A 15910-nucleotide genomic window follows, 5' to 3' on the forward strand; every position below is an offset into this window, starting at 1 on the left:
AAGCTTGGCAGCGGCCACAACTTCGCTACGGCACAGCATCATCCCCTTCTCGTGGTGCACGCATTTCACGCCGTGCGTGGTCGATCAACTCGCCGGGATGATGGCGATGATTGATGCGAGGCCTTCGGTCGGGGTCGACGTGCGGCGGCGGAATCCATTCGGTCCTACCGGGATATCGACCCTCAGCAGTCCTGGTGACCCACCCGGCGGCGCTGTCGTCGACCCGAGCATGGCAGCCATCACAAGCGAGAGTGAGGCCGTCGATGTCGGTGGTACCGCCTTTCTGCCAGTCCGTGACGTGGTGGACCGCGCACATGCTGGCCGGCGTCGCGCATCCGGGGCGGGTGCATCCGCCGTCGGCGGCGATCAACGCAAGCCGCTGATCCGCACTGGCCAGACGTCGGCGGCGTCCAAGATGCAGGGGACGGCCGTCATGGTCGAACAACACCAAGACCGGGTGGGCCTGCTCGGCCAGCGCCAACGCATCCTCGATCGGTAGAAGGCCCCCGCTGGCTGTGGTGGCAACCCCTCCGATCGCCCTCTCGAGTTGCTCGAGCGTCATGGTGATGATCGTGGTGGCAGGCAGACCCCGGTGCCGGCCGAGGATTCCTGATTCCAGCACGGCTCGAAACATGGCACTGAACGCGTCGTGGTTGCGTTGCGCCGTGGTGCGCGTGTCCCGGGCGGCCGCGGCGGCGAGAACGTCCGAATCCACAGTGGGGTGCTCGGCATCGCCGGTGGGCGAGGATGGATCGGCCGGATTGTTCATGCCCGGTCGCGCCCACTTGGCGAGAATCGGATCGAGAAGTGCCCGCGCCGTGGGGTCGAGTTCACCGGAGATTCGCGACATCAGTTCCGTGTCCTGCCGGCCGAGGGTGAGTGCCCGGCGGCGGGTGCGGTCGATGTCGTCGCCGAGATTCCCGTCCGGATTCAAATACGCGAGAAGTCGGTGCCCCGCCTGCTCGACGTCCTCGGGCGTCCCGTCACAAGCCACTCGCGCGAGAGTCGATTCCGCGGCCTTGGTGTCGTCGGCGTCGACCGCGTGCGGGATTTTGCGCAGAATTCTCGACACGGCTCGGGCATGATCGGCACCTATGTCGCCGTTCCGTTGCGCGGCCGCGGTATCCGGTAGAGCGGCCGGGAGAGATTCTCCGGTCGAGGCGTGCCACACCCCCAGTTGGCGGGCCGCGCTGACCCGGGCTGATGCGTCGGCCGCGGATATTCGCAGGACGTCGACGAGGAATTTGTGGGGCGAACGGTAGCCCAAGGATGCGGGCAGGGACCGTTCCACGCTCTCCACAACCAGCCTGTGCGACACCGCACCGGCGCGGCGAAGGGCGCGTTCCAGGTTCCTGATCGCGTCGACCACCTCGGCGTCCGACAACCCCACCACGTCAGCGCCCAGCAACCCGTCCACCGCAGCGGTGAGCAGCGACAGCTGCCCCGCCACCCGGCTCTCCGCCGACCCCCCAGTCGAACTCATGTGCGAAACCTATCTCATCGCTCCGACACACTTCTCCAGGCGCACTCTCGCCCTCTTGGCCGTTCTGAGCAGACGTGCGGTGTCTGTCGGACCTCCGGTGCACTATGGAACGGTGACCGAAGTCCTCGGCAAGTTCTCTGCCGCCACCAGGGAGTGGTTCGACGGCGCCTTCCCCGCGCCGACGAACGCGCAGCTCGGCGCCTGGGAGTCGATCGCCAGCCGCGCCAACACGCTGGTGGTCGCACCTACGGGGTCGGGCAAGACCCTCTCGGCCTTCCTCTGGTCCCTCGACCAGCTCGCGGCGACGGGCGAGAAGGACCGGTCCACCAAGGTTCTGTACATCTCACCGCTGAAGGCACTCGGCGTGGACGTCGAACGCAATTTGCGAGCCCCATTGGTCGGCATTACCCAGACAGCGAAACGGCTCGGCCTGACACCGCCCGAGATCTCGGTCGGTGTCCGCTCGGGCGACACCCCGCCCGCCGACCGCCGCGCGCTGATCAAGAATCCGCCGGACATCCTCATCACCACCCCCGAGTCGCTGTTCCTCATGCTCACCTCGTCGGCGCGGGAGACGCTGACCCGGGTCGATACCGTGATCGTCGACGAAGTGCACGCTGTCGCAGGAACCAAGCGTGGGGCGCACCTGGCACTGTCGCTCGAGCGACTCGACCGGCTCCTCGACACCCCCGCGCAGCGCATCGGACTGTCGGCGACGGTGCGCCCGCACGAAGAAGTGGCACGCTTCCTCTCCGGTTCGGCGCCGATTCGGATCGTCGCTCCGCCGTCACCGAAGACGTTCGACCTGACCGTTCAGGTTCCCGTCGAGGACATGACGGAGCTGGGTCTCGCCGAGCCTGCCGAGGGCTCGGCATCGTCGACTCCGCAGGCCGGGTCGATCTGGCCACACGTCGAGGAACAGATCGTGGATCTCGTCCTCGCACACCGATCGTCCATCGTGTTCGCCAACTCGCGGCGGCTCGCGGAGCGACTTACCGCACGACTCAACGAAATCTATTCCGAGCGTAGTGGCGCCGACGTCGACAAAAACCCGAAGCCCGCCTCGCAGATCGGCGCCCCTTCCGAGGTCAACTTCGGCGCCGACCCTCTGCTCGCGAGGGCTCACCACGGTTCGGTCAGCAAGGATCAACGAGCCCTCATCGAGGACGACCTCAAATCCGGACGGCTCCGCTGTGTCGTCGCGACGAGCAGCCTCGAACTCGGAATCGATATGGGCGCAGTGGATCTCGTGGTCCAGGTGGAGGCTCCGCCCTCGGTGGCGAGCGGCCTGCAACGTGTGGGCCGCGCCGGACACCAGGTCGGGGAGATCTCCCGTGGTGTCGTGTTCCCCAAGCACCGCACCGACCTGATTCACTGCGCCGTCACCGTCGAACGCATGGTGACCGGCAAAATCGAAGCACTCGCGGTGCCGGCCAACCCACTCGACATCCTCGCTCAACACACCGTTGCGGCCACCGCACTCGAACCGCTCGATGTCGACGACTGGTTCGAGACGGTCCGCCGCAGTGGCTCCTTCGCCTCTTTGCCGCGCTCGGCTTACGAGTCCACGCTCGACCTGCTGGCAGGGCTGTATCCTTCCGACGAGTTCGCGGAACTGCGCCCCCGGCTCGTCTGGGATCGCGAAGCCAACACACTGACGGGTCGTCCCGGCGCGCAACGTCTCGCGGTCACCTCGGGGGGTGCCATCCCCGATCGCGGACTGTTCACCGTCTACATGGTGGGCGAAAAAGCCTCTCGGGTCGGCGAACTCGACGAGGAGATGGTGTACGAGTCTCGGGTCGGGGACGTCTTCGCGCTCGGTGCCACCAGCTGGCGGATCGAGGACATCACCTTCGATCGGGTACTGGTCAGCCCGGCGTACGGTCAGCCCGGCCGTCTCCCCTTCTGGCACGGTGACGGCCTCGGCCGACCGGCGGAACTCGGTGAGGCGCTCGGACAGTTCCTCCGGGAGATTTCGCTCGGCCACGAAACGGAGGTGAAGGAACGGTGCCTCACAGGAGGTCTGGACGACAATGCCACGAACAATCTGGTTCAGCTGGTCAACGAACAGAAGACCGCCACCGGTCAGGTTCCCACTGATCGCACCCTGGTGGTCGAGCGATTTCGCGACGAGCTCGGCGACTGGCGTCTGATCCTGCACTCACCTTATGGACAGCGTGTGCACGCACCGTGGGCTCTGGCTGTCAGTGCTCGGCTCAGCGAGCGCCACGGTCTCGACTCCAACGCGACTGCATCGGACGACGGCATCATCGTCCGCCTTCCCGACACGGAGGACACACCGCCAGGGGCAGACCTCTTCGCCTTCGATACCGACGAGATCGAGGACATCGTCACCGAACAGGTGGGCGGGTCTGCGTTGTTTGCCTCGCGGTTCCGTGAATGTGCCGCTCGCGCTCTGCTGTTGCCGCGCCGCAATCCTGGAAAACGGGCGCCGCTGTGGCAGCAGCGTCAACGTTCGGCGCAGCTCCTCGACGTCGCCCGCAAGTATCCGACGTTTCCGATTCTGCTCGAGACCGTGCGCGAATGTCTGCAGGATGTGTACGACCTTCCGGCGCTGAAGGATCTGTTCCGCCGGATGGCGCGGCGGCAGATCCGCATCGTCGAGGTCGAGACACAGTCACCGTCGCCCTTCGCCGGCGCGTTGCTGTTCAACTATGTCGGTGAATTCATGTACGAGGGCGACAGCCCGCTGGCCGAACGCCGGGCCGCCGCCCTGTCCCTCGATTCTGCCCTACTCGCAGAACTGCTCGGCCGTGTCGAGCTGCGCGAACTTCTCGACGCCGATGTCATCACGCAAGCGGAGCTGGAATTGCAACGCCTTCTCCCGGACCGCAAGGCGAAAGACCTCGAAGGCGCGGCCGACCTGCTCCGAATTCTCGGCCCACTCACCACGGAGGAGGTCACCGCACGCTCGACGCAGGATCCCACACCGTGGCTGGACGAGCTGGTTCGCGCCAAGCGTGCGCTCGCCGTCTCCTTCGCCGGTGCCCACTGGTGGACGGCGATCGAGGACGCCGCGCGCCTGCGAGACGGACTGGGTGTTCCGCTGCCCATCGGTACGCCGGCCGCATTCATCGAACCCGTCGACGACCCACTCGGTGACCTGCTCAGCCGATACGCGCGCACCCACGGACCATTCTCGCTCGGCGATGCAGCCGGGCGCTTCGGCATCGGGTCCGCTGTCGCCCGCGACGTTCTGCAACGACTCGCCTCGGAAAAGCGGGTCATGGAAGGGGAATTCCGCCCCGGTGCCTCCGGTAGTGAGTGGTGCGATTCGGAGGTCCTCCGTCGCCTCCGCAGGCGTTCACTCGCTGCAGCCCGCCAGGAAGTGGAGCCCGTCAGCACTGCCACCCTGGGCCGCTTCCTCCCGAGTTGGCAACATGTCGGCGGCACTCTGCGCGGAATCGACGGAGTCGCCACGGTTGTGGAACAGCTTGCCGGCGTGCCGGTTCCCGCGTCGGCGCTCGAGTCGCTGATTCTGCCGTCCCGCGTCGCCGACTACTCCCCCGCCATGCTCGACGAACTGACCTCCACCGGAGAGGTGTTGTGGTCGGGCGCAGGAAACATTTCGGGAAAGGACGGGTGGGTGTGTCTCCACCCGGCCGACACCGCCCCCCTGACGCTGACGACCCCCGCCGAGTCGGATCTGTCCGACCTGCAGCGTCGGATCCTGGACACGCTGTCCGGCGGCGGTGCGTACTTCTTCCGTCAGCTCGCCGACACGCTGGAGATGTCCGAGGACAGTGCATTGGCCACTGCTCTGTGGGATCTCGTGTGGCTCGGGCACATCGGCAACGACACCCTCGCCCCATTGCGTGCTCTCCTCTCGGACACGTCGAGAACCACCACCAGCCACCGTTCGCCGCGGCGCCCACCGCGCGCCCGTGCGTACCGCAGCCTCGCGACCCCGGTTCGCACGGCGCCGCCCACCGTCGGCGGCCGGTGGTCGATTCTTCCGGGCGCCGAGAGGGATGCCACCCTGCGTGCCAGCGCTACTGCCGAACTTCTCCTCGAACGCTACGGCGTGGTGACACGCGGATCCGTGACGACCGAGAACGTTCCGGGTGGATTTGCTCTGATGTACAAGGTGCTCGGCACCTTCGAGGACAACGGGCGGTGCCGCCGTGGGCACTTCGTCGAGTCGCTCGGCGGCGCACAATTCTCCACTCCCCATGTCGTGGACCGGTTGCGAAGTTACGGTGATTCGCTGGAGGGCCGGCACACGTTGCTGCCCGCCGTGACACTCGCCGCCAGCGACCCCGCCAACCCGTACGGTGCGGCGCTGCCATGGCCCAAGCGCGGCGACGACGCACCAGGTCATCGCCCCGGGCGCAAGGCAGGCGGCCTCGTGGTCCTGGTCGAGGGCGAGTTGATCCTGTTCGTAGAACGCGGCGGGCGAACAGTTCTGACGTTCACCGACGATCCCGGTGTACTACGCACTGCGGCGTCTGCTCTCGCCGGAGTGGTCAAACGTGGGGGAATCGACCGAATCGTCGTGGAGAAGGTCGACGGCGAGACCATCCATGGCAGCGATTTCGCGCCGATTCTCACCGAGGCGGGGTTCGCGCCAACGCCCCGCGGCTTCCGGTTGCGAGCCTGACATGCCCGAAGGCGACACCGTCTGGCGCACGGCCAACTCGCTGCGTGACGCACTCGAGGGTCACGTACTGACCACGTGTGATGTGCGGGTTCCGCGGTACGCCACCGTGGACCTGTCCGGGTTGAAGGTCGACGAAGTCGTCAGCCGTGGCAAACATCTCCTCATCCGGGTCGGTGGGTACTCGATCCACACCCATCTGAAGATGGAAGGTGCGTGGCATATCTACCGGGCGGACGCACGGTGGCGTCGCCCAGCCCATCAAGCCCGTATCGTGCTGGCCACCGAAGAACGTGTCGCTGTGGGCTTCTCCCTCGGCATCACCGAGATACTCGACCGGAGTGCGGAAGCCGCCGCGGTCGGTCACCTCGGGCCCGACCTTCTCGGGCCGGACTGGGATGCAGACACGGCCGTCCGCAATCTCCGGGCGGCCGGTGATCAACCTATCGGTGTTGCCCTCGTCGATCAGCGCAACCTCGCGGGTCTCGGCAATGTCTACCGAAACGAGGTGTGCTTCCTCCGTGGCGTCGATCCCTACACTCCCGCGCGCGAGGTGACAAACCTGCCGGCCATGGTCGCGCTTGCCCATCGCATGATCCACGCAGACAAGAACAATCCGGTCCGGCACCGTCCGTGGGTGTACGGCCGCGCGGGCAAGCGTTGCCGCCGGTGCGGAACGGTGATCCGAAGCCGGGAACTCGGGCAGCAGGACATCTTTTTCTGCACCTACTGCCAGCCACCGTTCGACCGCTAGCGCAACACCGTGGTCGGCGGTCCGAGCGGTGGAGGCTTGCGCGTCACTCGGCGGCCGAACAGCCAGGCGGTGACGTCCGGTATCCACAGTACTGCCGCGGTCGCCAACGTCAGTAGGTAGGTCGGTGCGACCACCGGAAGGAGTATGCATCCGAGCAGTGCCACGGGAAAGTCCCTGCGCCACAGGAGTGAGAGGACACACGGAAGTGCGAGAAGGCCGACCGCTGCTGGGTAGTGGGAGGTGGTGATCGCCCACGGCACTCCCAACACCCAGCACACCATTCCGAGGATGTGGTGGGCGATCAGCAGGAACCTCGTGTACGTGGTGAAAGTCCAGATCCGCCCGACCTCTACCCCGACCCAGAAGATCCGGCTGCGAAACGGTCCGACGCCCTCGTCGAGCAGCGCAGTCCGGAACAACTCGTCGGCCCGGCGGCGTAGCGCCATGCCGGATTTTCCGTGAGCTTCCGCATGGTGACACAGATCGTCGTGCATGATCGCGGGAAGCAGCTGGCGGCCGTACGGAGCGAGCAGTCCCCGGAGCGGCGCGGGCACGGAGGCGAGGTCGGTCCGGAGTACACACGGCTCCGGCGCGCAACCGGGCACCGTCACCACCGTCTCACCGTGGACGTACACGAAGTGGTCGGTGAGCTGAAAGTATTTGTGGTCGAGCACCCGAAGGGACGGCTGTGGACGAGCCGGGTCGTCCGCTGATACCTGAAACGGCATGCTCACCTCATTCGTGGCCGGACCGGTTGGCCTCCATCACCAGAGTGACGCAATGGGCGACGAATTGCTCGCGCGACGCGGCAACGGTTCCGTCGAGATATCCGATGAACAACGTCGTAAGCGCGCCGACGACGCCGATCGCGACGAGCTGCTTCTCCACCTCGTCATCCACGGCCGAGAGTTGGTCGTGGACGAGCGCTACGAACCCGGGCATGAGGTCCATTCCCCGCCGGCTCAGCGCGGGCTCGGACAGCGGCGCGAGCAGCAGCACCCGGCCCCTCTCGGGGTTGTCGACCATCAGCTCGACGAACGCTTCGACGGCGGCCTCGGCTCGCGCCCGCGCGGTGTGGGTCGACGCCACCGCGCCCAGAAGCGCCGCCTGTGCCTCGTCGCCGACCGTGGAATAGACGGATCGGACGAACTCGTCGCGGTCGGCAAACGACTCGTAGAAGTAGCGCTCGGTCAACGAGGCAGCACGGCAGACGGCCCGGACGTTGACTGCAGGCCCTTCAGGGGCGCCCAGGAGCGTGATTCCTGCCCGCAGGAGCGCCGTTCGCCGGGCCTCGCGACGGTCTTCCAGCGTCACGCTTCCAGTTCCCACTGTTGACTACGCACGTTGTCGGATCCTAGTCTGACAACGTGCGTAGTCAACGGAAGTCGAACAGCGCGTCCGTGCAGGACACCGCCCCCACACCGCTTGGACCCGACTCGCTGACCTGGAGGTACTTCGGCGACTGGCGCGGAATGTTGCAAGGCGTCTGGGCCGGCTCGATGCAGAACATGCATCCGGGCCTCGGCGCTGGAGTCGAAGAACATTCCGAGTTCTTCGACGAGCGGTGGGAACGCTTGTATCGCTCGCTCTATCCGATCGGCGGCGTGGTGTTCGACGGTGACCGCGCCCAGCGCACGGCCGAGCAGATCCGGGGATACCACAACACCATCAAGGGCGTCGACAAGCACGGGCGGAAGTATCACGCGCTCGATCCCGACACGTTCTATTGGGCGCACGCCACCTTCTTCATGGGCACGATCCTCACGGGCGACAATTTCATGGGCGGCCTCACCGACGAGCAGAAGCGGCAACTGTTCACCGAACACATTCAGTGGTACCGCCTGTACGGAATGAGCATGCGTCCGGTCCCGGAGACCTGGGAAGCGTTCCAGGAGTATTGGGACCACATGTGCCGCAACGTCCTCGAAGACAACAAATCCACCCGTGACGTGCTCGATCTGTCCGGCCTGGGCGTCCCACCGTTTTTGAGATGGCTACCCGACCGAGTATGGGCCCTCGCGCGCATCCCAGTCGCCAAGGGCTTCGTCTGGCTGACGGTGGGCATGTACGACGAAGCGGTACGAGAGCGACTCGGGTACCGCTGGACGGCGCGCGACGAACGCCTGCACACCCTGGTAGGCCGGACGGTGAATGCCCTGTTCCGCCTCGTCCCGTGGCGCTACCGTTACCATCCTCGCGCCCGCGCCGGGTGGGACCGTGAGACGGGGCGCACCCGCCGGGACGCCCCGCTGGTGCATACGCCGCCGCGGAACCTCCCGCCCCTCGGGCGTCGCGACGACCCGAAGCACTACAGCCCGCGGGTGTGATTCCCAGGGAGAACACAGGCAAATCGTGACATGCTCGAAGGATGGAGTGGGACCTTCCGAGGCTCTTGAATCGCCCGCCGCTGATGAGCGAAAAAACGCTGTCGCCCGACCATGCGGCAAGCCGCATCAGCGCGTATATCTACGGCAACATTCTTGTGCTCGCCGCGCTCATTCCCGTTACCAAATCCCAGGAGACCCTGGGCATTGCCATCGTGGTGGGCGCCGCTCTGTCCACGTTCCTCGCCCACGCTTTTGCCGAGTCCGTGGGCCAGACACTCCGGCTCGGCAGATCGCTGTCCAGAACCGAAAGAGTTCGGGAATTGCGGGACGGTCTCCCTATCCTGACCTCCGCGGTGGTGCCCACCGTGATCCTCGGCACAGCTTATGTGGGTTGGCTCGAGCCGCGAACGGCACAACTGACCGCGGAGATCGTGATGATCGTCCGCATCGGCTCGATCAGCTACGTGATCAGCCGGCTGCGGCGCGAAGAGGTCACCCACATGACGCACTGGGCGGCGATCGGCCTAGCATTCGTTGCCGCAGTGATCGTGGTGGTCAAGGTACTTCTGACACACTGACGGGCGGTTCGAGCAATTCGACGCGAGATTCGGGTGCCGCCGCCCGCAACGCGTCCGCGGAGAGGTCGTCCGGCTGCGCTTGGGACTGCACCTCCGCCTCCACACGCGCACGGTAGGTCTTCAGTTCGCGGTCGATCATGTCGGCGTCCCACCCGAGGACGGGGGCCACCAGCTGTGCGACCTGCTCGGCGCAGTTCACACCACGATGCGAGTATTCGATCCCGATACGCGTCCTTCTGGTCAGGATGTCGTCGAGGTGCAGCGCGCCCTCCGCCGCAGCGGCATAGACGGCCTCGACCTGAAGGTAGGCCGGTGCGTCGGTAATGGGCTGCAGCAGTTCGGGTTTACCCTCCGCCAGATCGAGCACTTCACCGATCAGCGAACCGTACCGATCGAGGAGATGCTTGACGCGGTAGGGGTGAAGTCCGTACAGCTGACCCAGGTGCACGGTCTGGTTCACCAGCGCGTAGTAGCCGTCCGCACCTGCCAGCGGCACCTTCTCGGTAATCGAGGGCGCGACCCTGGCTGGAATGTCATCAGCAGCCAGATCCACCGCGTCCTCAGCCATCACTCGGTACGTGGTGTATTTGCCGCCCGCGATCGCGACCAATCCGGGCGCCACGCGCGCGACTGCATGCTCGCGCGACAGCTTGGAGGTTTCGTCGCTTTCCCCCGCTAGGAGGGGGCGCAAACCTGCGTAGACACCGTCGATGTCCTCGTGCGTGAGGGCCGTCACCAGGACCTTGTTGACGTGCCCCAGAATGTAATCGATATCGGCTTTGGTAGCTGCCGGATGGGCGAGGTCGAGATTCCAGTCCGTGTCGGTGGTTCCGATGATCCAGTGGCTGCCCCACGGAATCACGAACAGCACCGACTTCTCGGTCCGCAGGATGATGGCGGCATCGCTCACGATGCGATCCCGCGGTACCACGATGTGCACACCCTTGGAGGCGCGGACACGGAATCGGCCGCGCTGTCGGGAAAGCGCCTGTATCTCGTCCGTCCAGACACCGGTCGCGTTGATGACGACGTGCGCCTGCACCTCCGCGGTTCGCCCGTCTTCACAGTCACGGATCCGAACGCCGGACACGCGATCCGCTTCCCGCAGGAAACCCACGACCTGAGTGGACGTGCGCACCACCGCGCCGTAGTGGGCAGCGGTTCGGGCGACGGTCATGGTGTGGCGCGCGTCGTCCACGACGGTGTCGTAGTACTGGATGCCGCCGGTGAGCGAGTTCCGCTTGAGTCCCGGTGCCATCCGCAAGGCACCTGCCCGGGTGAGGTGTTTCTGCGCGGGCACCGATTTGGCCCCGCCCATCCGGTCGTAGAGGAAGATCCCCGCCGCCATGTAGGGGCGTTCCCATACCCGATGGGTGATGGGAAACAGGAACTTGAGCGGCTTCACGAGATGGGGCGCCAGCGTCGTCAGCGACAATTCACGTTCCCGCAGGGCCTCCCGCACCAGCCCGAACTCGAGCTGTTCGAGATAGCGCAACCCGCCGTGGAACATCTTCGACGAGCGGCTCGACGTTCCGGACGCATAGTCCCGCGCCTCGACCAGGGCGACCTTGAGTCCGCGGGTGGCTGCGTCGAGGGCCGCACCGGCACCGACGACACCGCCGCCGATCACGACGACGTCGAACTGTTCGGTCTGCAGCTTCTCCCACGCAGCGTCGCGCTGCCCGGGACCGAGGAACTGCACACCTGGCGAACTACTCAACTCGGGCTCCTGTGAGATGACGACGGATTCATGCCCAGGCTAGTAGCTTCATGCGTGTGATTCAGTACATCGCTGCGATAGACCAGGGCACCACCTCGAGCCGCTGCATGATCTTCGATCACGACGGAGCGGTGGTCAGCGTCGCTCAGAAGGAGCACCAGCAGATCTTTCCCCGTGCCGGTTGGGTGGAGCACGACCCGAAAGAGCTCTGGATCAATACGCGCGAAGTGGTGGCATCCGCCCTTGCGAAGGCGGATCTCACCAAACGTGACATCGCCGCCATCGGTATCACCAATCAGCGAGAGACTGCGGTGGTGTGGGACCGGAACACCGGAGAACCGGTGTACAACGCCATCGTCTGGCAGGACACCCGGACCGACGAGTTGTGCATCCGGCTCGGCGGCGACGAGGGGCCCGGGCGTTATCAGAAGCGTACGGGTCTGCCGCTGTCGACGTATTTCGCAGGACCCAAGGTGCGATGGATCCTCGACAACGTCGACGGCGCCCGTGCACGAGCAGATGCCGGCGAACTGTGTTTCGGCACCATCGACAGCTGGATTCTGTGGCATATCACGGAAGGCACGCACGTGACGGATGTCACCAACGCCTCCCGTACGTTGCTGATGAATCTGGAGACGCTCGACTGGGATCCGGACATCTGCGCCGACTTCGAGATCCCACTGTCGATGCTTCCCGAAATACGCAGTTCCTCCGAGATCTACGGCGTGGGCCGTCCCCACGGCACCCTTCCCGGAGTACCGGTCGCAGGGATCCTCGGTGATCAGCAGGCCGCGACATTCGGGCAGGCCTGCCTGTCCGAGGGGGAAGCGAAGAACACGTACGGGACGGGGAACTTCTTGCTGCTCAATACGGGGACCACCCCCGTGCACAGTAAGCACGGCCTCTTGACCACGCTGTGCTACAAGATCGGGAACGCTCCTGCCGTGTACGCGCTCGAGGGGTCGGTGGCGGTGACCGGTTCACTGGTCCAATGGCTGCGGGACAACCTGGGGATCATCTCGTCGGCCGAAGACATCGAGCCGCTGGCGAATTCGGTCGACGACAACGGAGGTGCCTATGTCGTCCCGGCGTTCTCCGGGTTGTTCGCACCTCGGTGGCGACCGGACGCGCGCGGTGTGATCGCAGGCCTGACCCGTTTCGTGAACAAGGGTCACCTCGCCAGGGCGGCTCTCGAAGCCACCGCCTATCAGACCCGGGAAGTGATCGAGGCCATGCGTGCCGACTCCGGAGTCGAGCTCGCCTCACTCAAGGTGGACGGCGGCATGGTCGTCAACGAAACACTGATGCAGTTCCAGGCCGACATCCTGGGAGTTCCGGTCATCCGCCCCGTCGTCAGCGAGACCACCGCGCTGGGCGCCGCCTACGCCGCGGGACTGGCCGTCGGCTTCTGGTCCGGTGAACAGGATATTCGCGACAACTGGGCCATGGACAAGCGGTGGGAACCCGGGATGGACGAAGCGGAGTCCACCAGGCTGTTCGCCGAGTGGAACAAGGCCGTCGAGCGCACCTACGACTGGGCGTGAGCCAGGTAGGCGCTGCCGAGTCTCTCGCAGGCACCTGCCAGAACTTCCTCCGGGCAGGTGGCGAAGCACAGTCGTAGTGCGGCGCCGAGATCTGCACCGACACCGAACGCCGACCCGGGGACGAACGCCACCCCGTGCTCGACCGCCGTCGGGAGCAGATCCGCAGTGTCGATGGTGTCGTCGGTGAACTCGACCCAGCAGAACATCCCGCCCTGCACGTCGGACAGCGTCGCAGCATTACCGAAAGTGGTCGTCATCGCGGCGGTCAAGGCTCGGGCCCGGTCACCGTAGCGGGTACGGAGCGTGTCGAGGTGAAGTGCCAGCCACGCCTCGTCCGACAGCATCGCCGCCGTGATCTGGTGAGTGAGCGAGGAGCCGCACAGATCCGCGCCCTGTTTGAGAAGTTCCACCGCCTCGCACACAGCGCGATCACCGTGCAACCAGCCGACCCGCAACGCCGGAGCCAGAATCTTCGAGGCACTGGACAGGCGGATCACCCGGTCCGAGAATGTAGCGACCGGAGGGGGCGGCGGAGCGTCGAAAAACAACTCGCCGTACGGGTCGTCCTCGATGACCCAGAAACCGTACCGGTCGGCCAGCGCCGCCAAGTGCTCCCGCCGATCGGCGGCGAGAACGACGCCACGCGGATTGTGGAAGTTACTCACGGTGTGGACGACAGTGGGGCGCACGCCCACTTCGAGAAGTTTCTGCAGTGCGGTCGTGTCCATGCCGTCGCGATCGATCGGCACCGCGCGGACGTCCGCCTGAGCCGCCCGAAATACCTGCAGCGCACCGGTATACGCGGGCTCTTCGACAACCACGATATCGGCCGGGTCGAGTAGAACCTGAGCGAGGAGGCTCAACGCCTGCTGCGATCCGTGGGTGACGGCCACCTGGCCCGGGTCCAACGGCCGTCCGATCCGGCGGCCCTCACGGGCAGCGAGCACGTCACGCAATCGGCGCAGGCCCGTGGTTTCGCCGTACTGGACCGAGGCGGGATCGACGAGCGCACGCTCCGCTTCCTTCCGAATCCGTTCTCGCGGAATGAATTCGGGGTCAGGAAGACCGCCGGCCAGGCTGACGACGTCCGGGCGGGCGGTAAGGGTGAGGAGGTCACGGATGGCGGAACTGCGCAAGCCGTCCATCCGGCGGGAAAATGTGTGCGGCATATCGACTCCCAGGGGCACGTCGAGACAGAGGTCAGGAGAAGAACACCCTGTCCGTCCTGGGTCTGCGGGGCGGTAGAGCGCCGAGGCACGGCCGATGAATGTGGACCGTGCCTCGACTATCCCACCACTGCTGTCAGTATGTGAAATGTATTTCTCAGATATCGGGATCAGTCAAGGTCGTCGTGGCGCATCAGCTGGCGGGCGGCCTCGGTGATCGAGCCGGTGAGCGACGGGTACACCGAGAACGTCGCTGCCAAGTCGTTGACGGTCAGGTTGTTCTGGACGGCGATCGCAATGGGCAGGATCAGCTCCGACCCATTGGGCGCCACCACGACGCCACCGATCACGACACCGGTGGCAGGTCGGCAGAAGATCTTCACGAAGCCGCGCCGCAGGCCGGACATTTTTGCCCGCGGATTGGTGTTGAGCGGGAGCATGACGGTGCGGGCCGGCACTTCGCCGTTGTCGATCGCGGCCTGACTGACGCCTACCGTGGCGATTTCGGGCCGGGTGAACACCGCCGAGGCCACCGTCTTCAGCTTGATGGGACTCACGCCCTCGCCCAGAGCGTGGTACATCGCGATGCGACCCTGCATGGCGGCAACCGAGGCCAACGGCAGCAGCCCCGTGCAGTCACCCGCGGCGTAGATGCCCGAGACCGGCGTCCGCGACACTCGGTCGACTCGCAGATATCCGCCCTTGTCCAGTTCGATGCCGACCTTCTCGAGTCCGAGGTTCTCGGTGTTGGGAACCGAGCCGACCGTCATCAAGGCGTGACTGCCCTCCACGGTTCGTCCGTCGGCGAGCACGACGACCACACCGTCTTCGGTGCGCTTGACCGCGTCGGCGCGCGCGTGCTTGACGAGGGTGACACCACGTTCGGCCAGGACGTCCTCGAGTACGAGTGCGGCGTCGGCGTCCTCACCGGGGAGCACCCGGTCTCGGCTCGACACCAGCGTTACCTTGACACCCATTTCGGTGTAGGCGGACACGAACTCCGCGCCGGTCACACCGGAACCGACGACGACGAGGTGGGTGGGCAGTTCGTCGAGGTCGTAGAGGTCACGCCAGGTGAGGATGCGCTCACCGTCCGGCTCGGCCCCGGCGATCACCCGAGGACTGGCACCGGTGGCGATGAGGACGACGTCGGCATCGAGCGTCTTCTGCTCGCCGTTCGCGAGGGTGGCGCGGACCTGATGTGATGCCATGCCGAGGCGCGGGTCGGTGAGCTCCGCAGTACCCGAGAGCAGCTCGACACCAACCGTCTGGAGCCTGGTTCGGATGTCGGCGGACTGAGCCTGAGCGAGACTCTTCACCCGGGCGTGGATCTGAGGCAGGGCAATGGTGGCCTGCGCCGGATCGAGAGCGATACCCAGATCGGTGGCGCGGCGCATGTCCGTGCGTACACCCGTCGAGGCGATGAAGGTCTTGGAGGGCACACAGTCGTACAGAACGCACGCCCCGCCCACCCCGTCCGAATCGATCAAGGAGACGGCGGCGCCGTGCTGAGCGGCCACCAACGCTGCCTCGTATCCGGCAGGCCCGCCACCAATGATCACGATTCGGGTCATCTGTCCTCCATATAGACGTGCCGACCAGGGTCTCCGGTCTGCAACTCGAGCATCACAGCGCGTCGTGTCGTGCACTGCCAGGGAACAGATTACTAGTCGCAGATCGGGGCCGTCGCCGCGTAGACCGCGGGCGGCGACTCGGCGCG

Annotated in this window: 11 protein-coding genes; 5 read left to right on the forward strand and 6 right to left on the reverse strand. The window is 65.8% G+C overall.

Features of this window, described 5'->3' with window-relative positions; translation table 11 throughout:
• Window positions 1-25 precede the first annotated feature (25 nt).
• Window positions 26-1483 carry a DUF222 domain-containing protein gene (locus tag ACH49N_RS24500; protein ID WP_358275217.1) on the reverse strand — a complete coding sequence of 486 codons (1458 nt, stop codon included), beginning with the start codon at window positions 1481-1483 and terminating at the stop codon, window positions 26-28.
• A gap of 112 nt (window positions 1484-1595) precedes the next feature.
• On the opposite strand from ACH49N_RS24500, the gene ACH49N_RS24505 reads away from it, so the two are divergent.
• Entirely contained in the window at window positions 1596-6104 is a 4509-nt protein-coding gene (locus ACH49N_RS24505; protein ID WP_358275215.1) for an ATP-dependent helicase, read from the forward strand.
• 1 nt (window position 6105) lies between these two features.
• On the forward strand, window positions 6106-6855 hold the full coding sequence (locus ACH49N_RS24510) for a DNA-formamidopyrimidine glycosylase family protein (protein WP_159925803.1): 750 nt from the start codon (window positions 6106-6108) through the stop codon (window positions 6853-6855).
• Here ACH49N_RS24510 and ACH49N_RS24515 read toward each other — a convergent pair.
• Window positions 6852-7583, reverse strand: a complete 732-nt coding sequence (locus tag ACH49N_RS24515) for a DUF1353 domain-containing protein (protein WP_358275214.1) — start codon at window positions 7581-7583, stop codon at window positions 6852-6854. The genes ACH49N_RS24510 and ACH49N_RS24515 overlap by 4 nt on opposite strands.
• A 7-nt stretch (window positions 7584-7590) precedes the next feature.
• Window positions 7591-8169 (reverse strand): TetR/AcrR family transcriptional regulator, encoded by a 579-nt coding sequence (locus ACH49N_RS24520; RefSeq protein ID WP_358275213.1) that lies wholly within the window; start codon window positions 8167-8169, stop codon window positions 7591-7593.
• A gap of 53 nt (window positions 8170-8222) precedes the next feature.
• Here ACH49N_RS24520 and ACH49N_RS24525 point away from each other — a divergent pair, with 53 nt between their 5' ends.
• Together ACH49N_RS24525 and ACH49N_RS24530 are read left to right on the forward strand one after the other, a co-directional pair.
• Entirely contained in the window at window positions 8223-9182 is a 960-nt protein-coding gene (locus tag ACH49N_RS24525) for an oxygenase MpaB family protein (protein ID WP_358275211.1), read from the forward strand.
• A gap of 41 nt (window positions 9183-9223) precedes the next feature.
• Entirely contained in the window at window positions 9224-9760 is a 537-nt protein-coding gene (locus ACH49N_RS24530; RefSeq protein WP_159925797.1) for a hypothetical protein, read from the forward strand.
• On the opposite strand, the gene glpD is transcribed toward ACH49N_RS24530, so the two are convergent.
• Entirely contained in the window at window positions 9738-11480 is a 1743-nt protein-coding gene (gene glpD / locus ACH49N_RS24535; protein WP_159925795.1) for a glycerol-3-phosphate dehydrogenase, read from the reverse strand. The genes ACH49N_RS24530 and glpD overlap by 23 nt on opposite strands.
• A gap of 50 nt (window positions 11481-11530) precedes the next feature.
• Between glpD and glpK the strand changes: the two genes are divergently transcribed.
• On the forward strand, window positions 11531-13024 hold the full coding sequence (gene glpK, locus ACH49N_RS24540; RefSeq protein WP_358275210.1) for a glycerol kinase GlpK: 1494 nt from the start codon (window positions 11531-11533) through the stop codon (window positions 13022-13024).
• Here glpK and ACH49N_RS24545 read toward each other — a convergent pair.
• On the reverse strand, window positions 13009-14193 hold the full coding sequence (locus tag ACH49N_RS24545) for a PLP-dependent aminotransferase family protein (RefSeq protein WP_358275209.1): 1185 nt from the start codon (window positions 14191-14193) through the stop codon (window positions 13009-13011). The two genes, glpK and ACH49N_RS24545, sit on opposite strands and share 16 nt — an antisense overlap.
• 167 nt (window positions 14194-14360) lie before the next feature.
• The gene (locus ACH49N_RS24550; RefSeq protein ID WP_317746887.1) at window positions 14361-15764 is read right to left on the reverse strand and encodes an NAD(P)H-quinone dehydrogenase; all 1404 of its coding nucleotides are present in this window, start codon (window positions 15762-15764) and stop codon (window positions 14361-14363) included.
• Window positions 15765-15910: the final 146 nt, after the last annotated feature.

It is taken from the genome of Rhodococcus sp. NPDC019647, assembly GCF_044389235.1.
GTDB classification, from domain to species: domain Bacteria; phylum Actinomycetota; class Actinomycetes; order Mycobacteriales; family Mycobacteriaceae; genus Rhodococcus_F; species Rhodococcus_F oxybenzonivorans.

Excerpts from the sequence above, each read along its gene's own strand:
- ACH49N_RS24500 (WP_358275217.1), bottom strand. The coding sequence starts at position 1,483 with ATGAGTTCGACTGGGGGGTCGGCGGAGAGCCGGGTGGCGGGGCAGCTG.
- ACH49N_RS24510 (WP_159925803.1), top strand. The coding sequence starts at position 6,106 with ATGCCCGAAGGCGACACCGTCTGGCGCACGGCCAACTCGCTGCGTGAC.
- ACH49N_RS24515 (WP_358275214.1), bottom strand. The coding sequence starts at position 7,583 with ATGCCGTTTCAGGTATCAGCGGACGACCCGGCTCGTCCACAGCCGTCC.
- ACH49N_RS24530 (WP_159925797.1), top strand. The coding sequence starts at position 9,224 with ATGGAGTGGGACCTTCCGAGGCTCTTGAATCGCCCGCCGCTGATGAGC.
- glpK (WP_358275210.1), top strand. The coding sequence starts at position 11,531 with ATGCGTGTGATTCAGTACATCGCTGCGATAGACCAGGGCACCACCTCG.
- ACH49N_RS24545 (WP_358275209.1), bottom strand. The coding sequence starts at position 14,193 with ATGCCGCACACATTTTCCCGCCGGATGGACGGCTTGCGCAGTTCCGCC.
- ACH49N_RS24550 (WP_317746887.1), bottom strand. The coding sequence starts at position 15,764 with ATGACCCGAATCGTGATCATTGGTGGCGGGCCTGCCGGATACGAGGCA.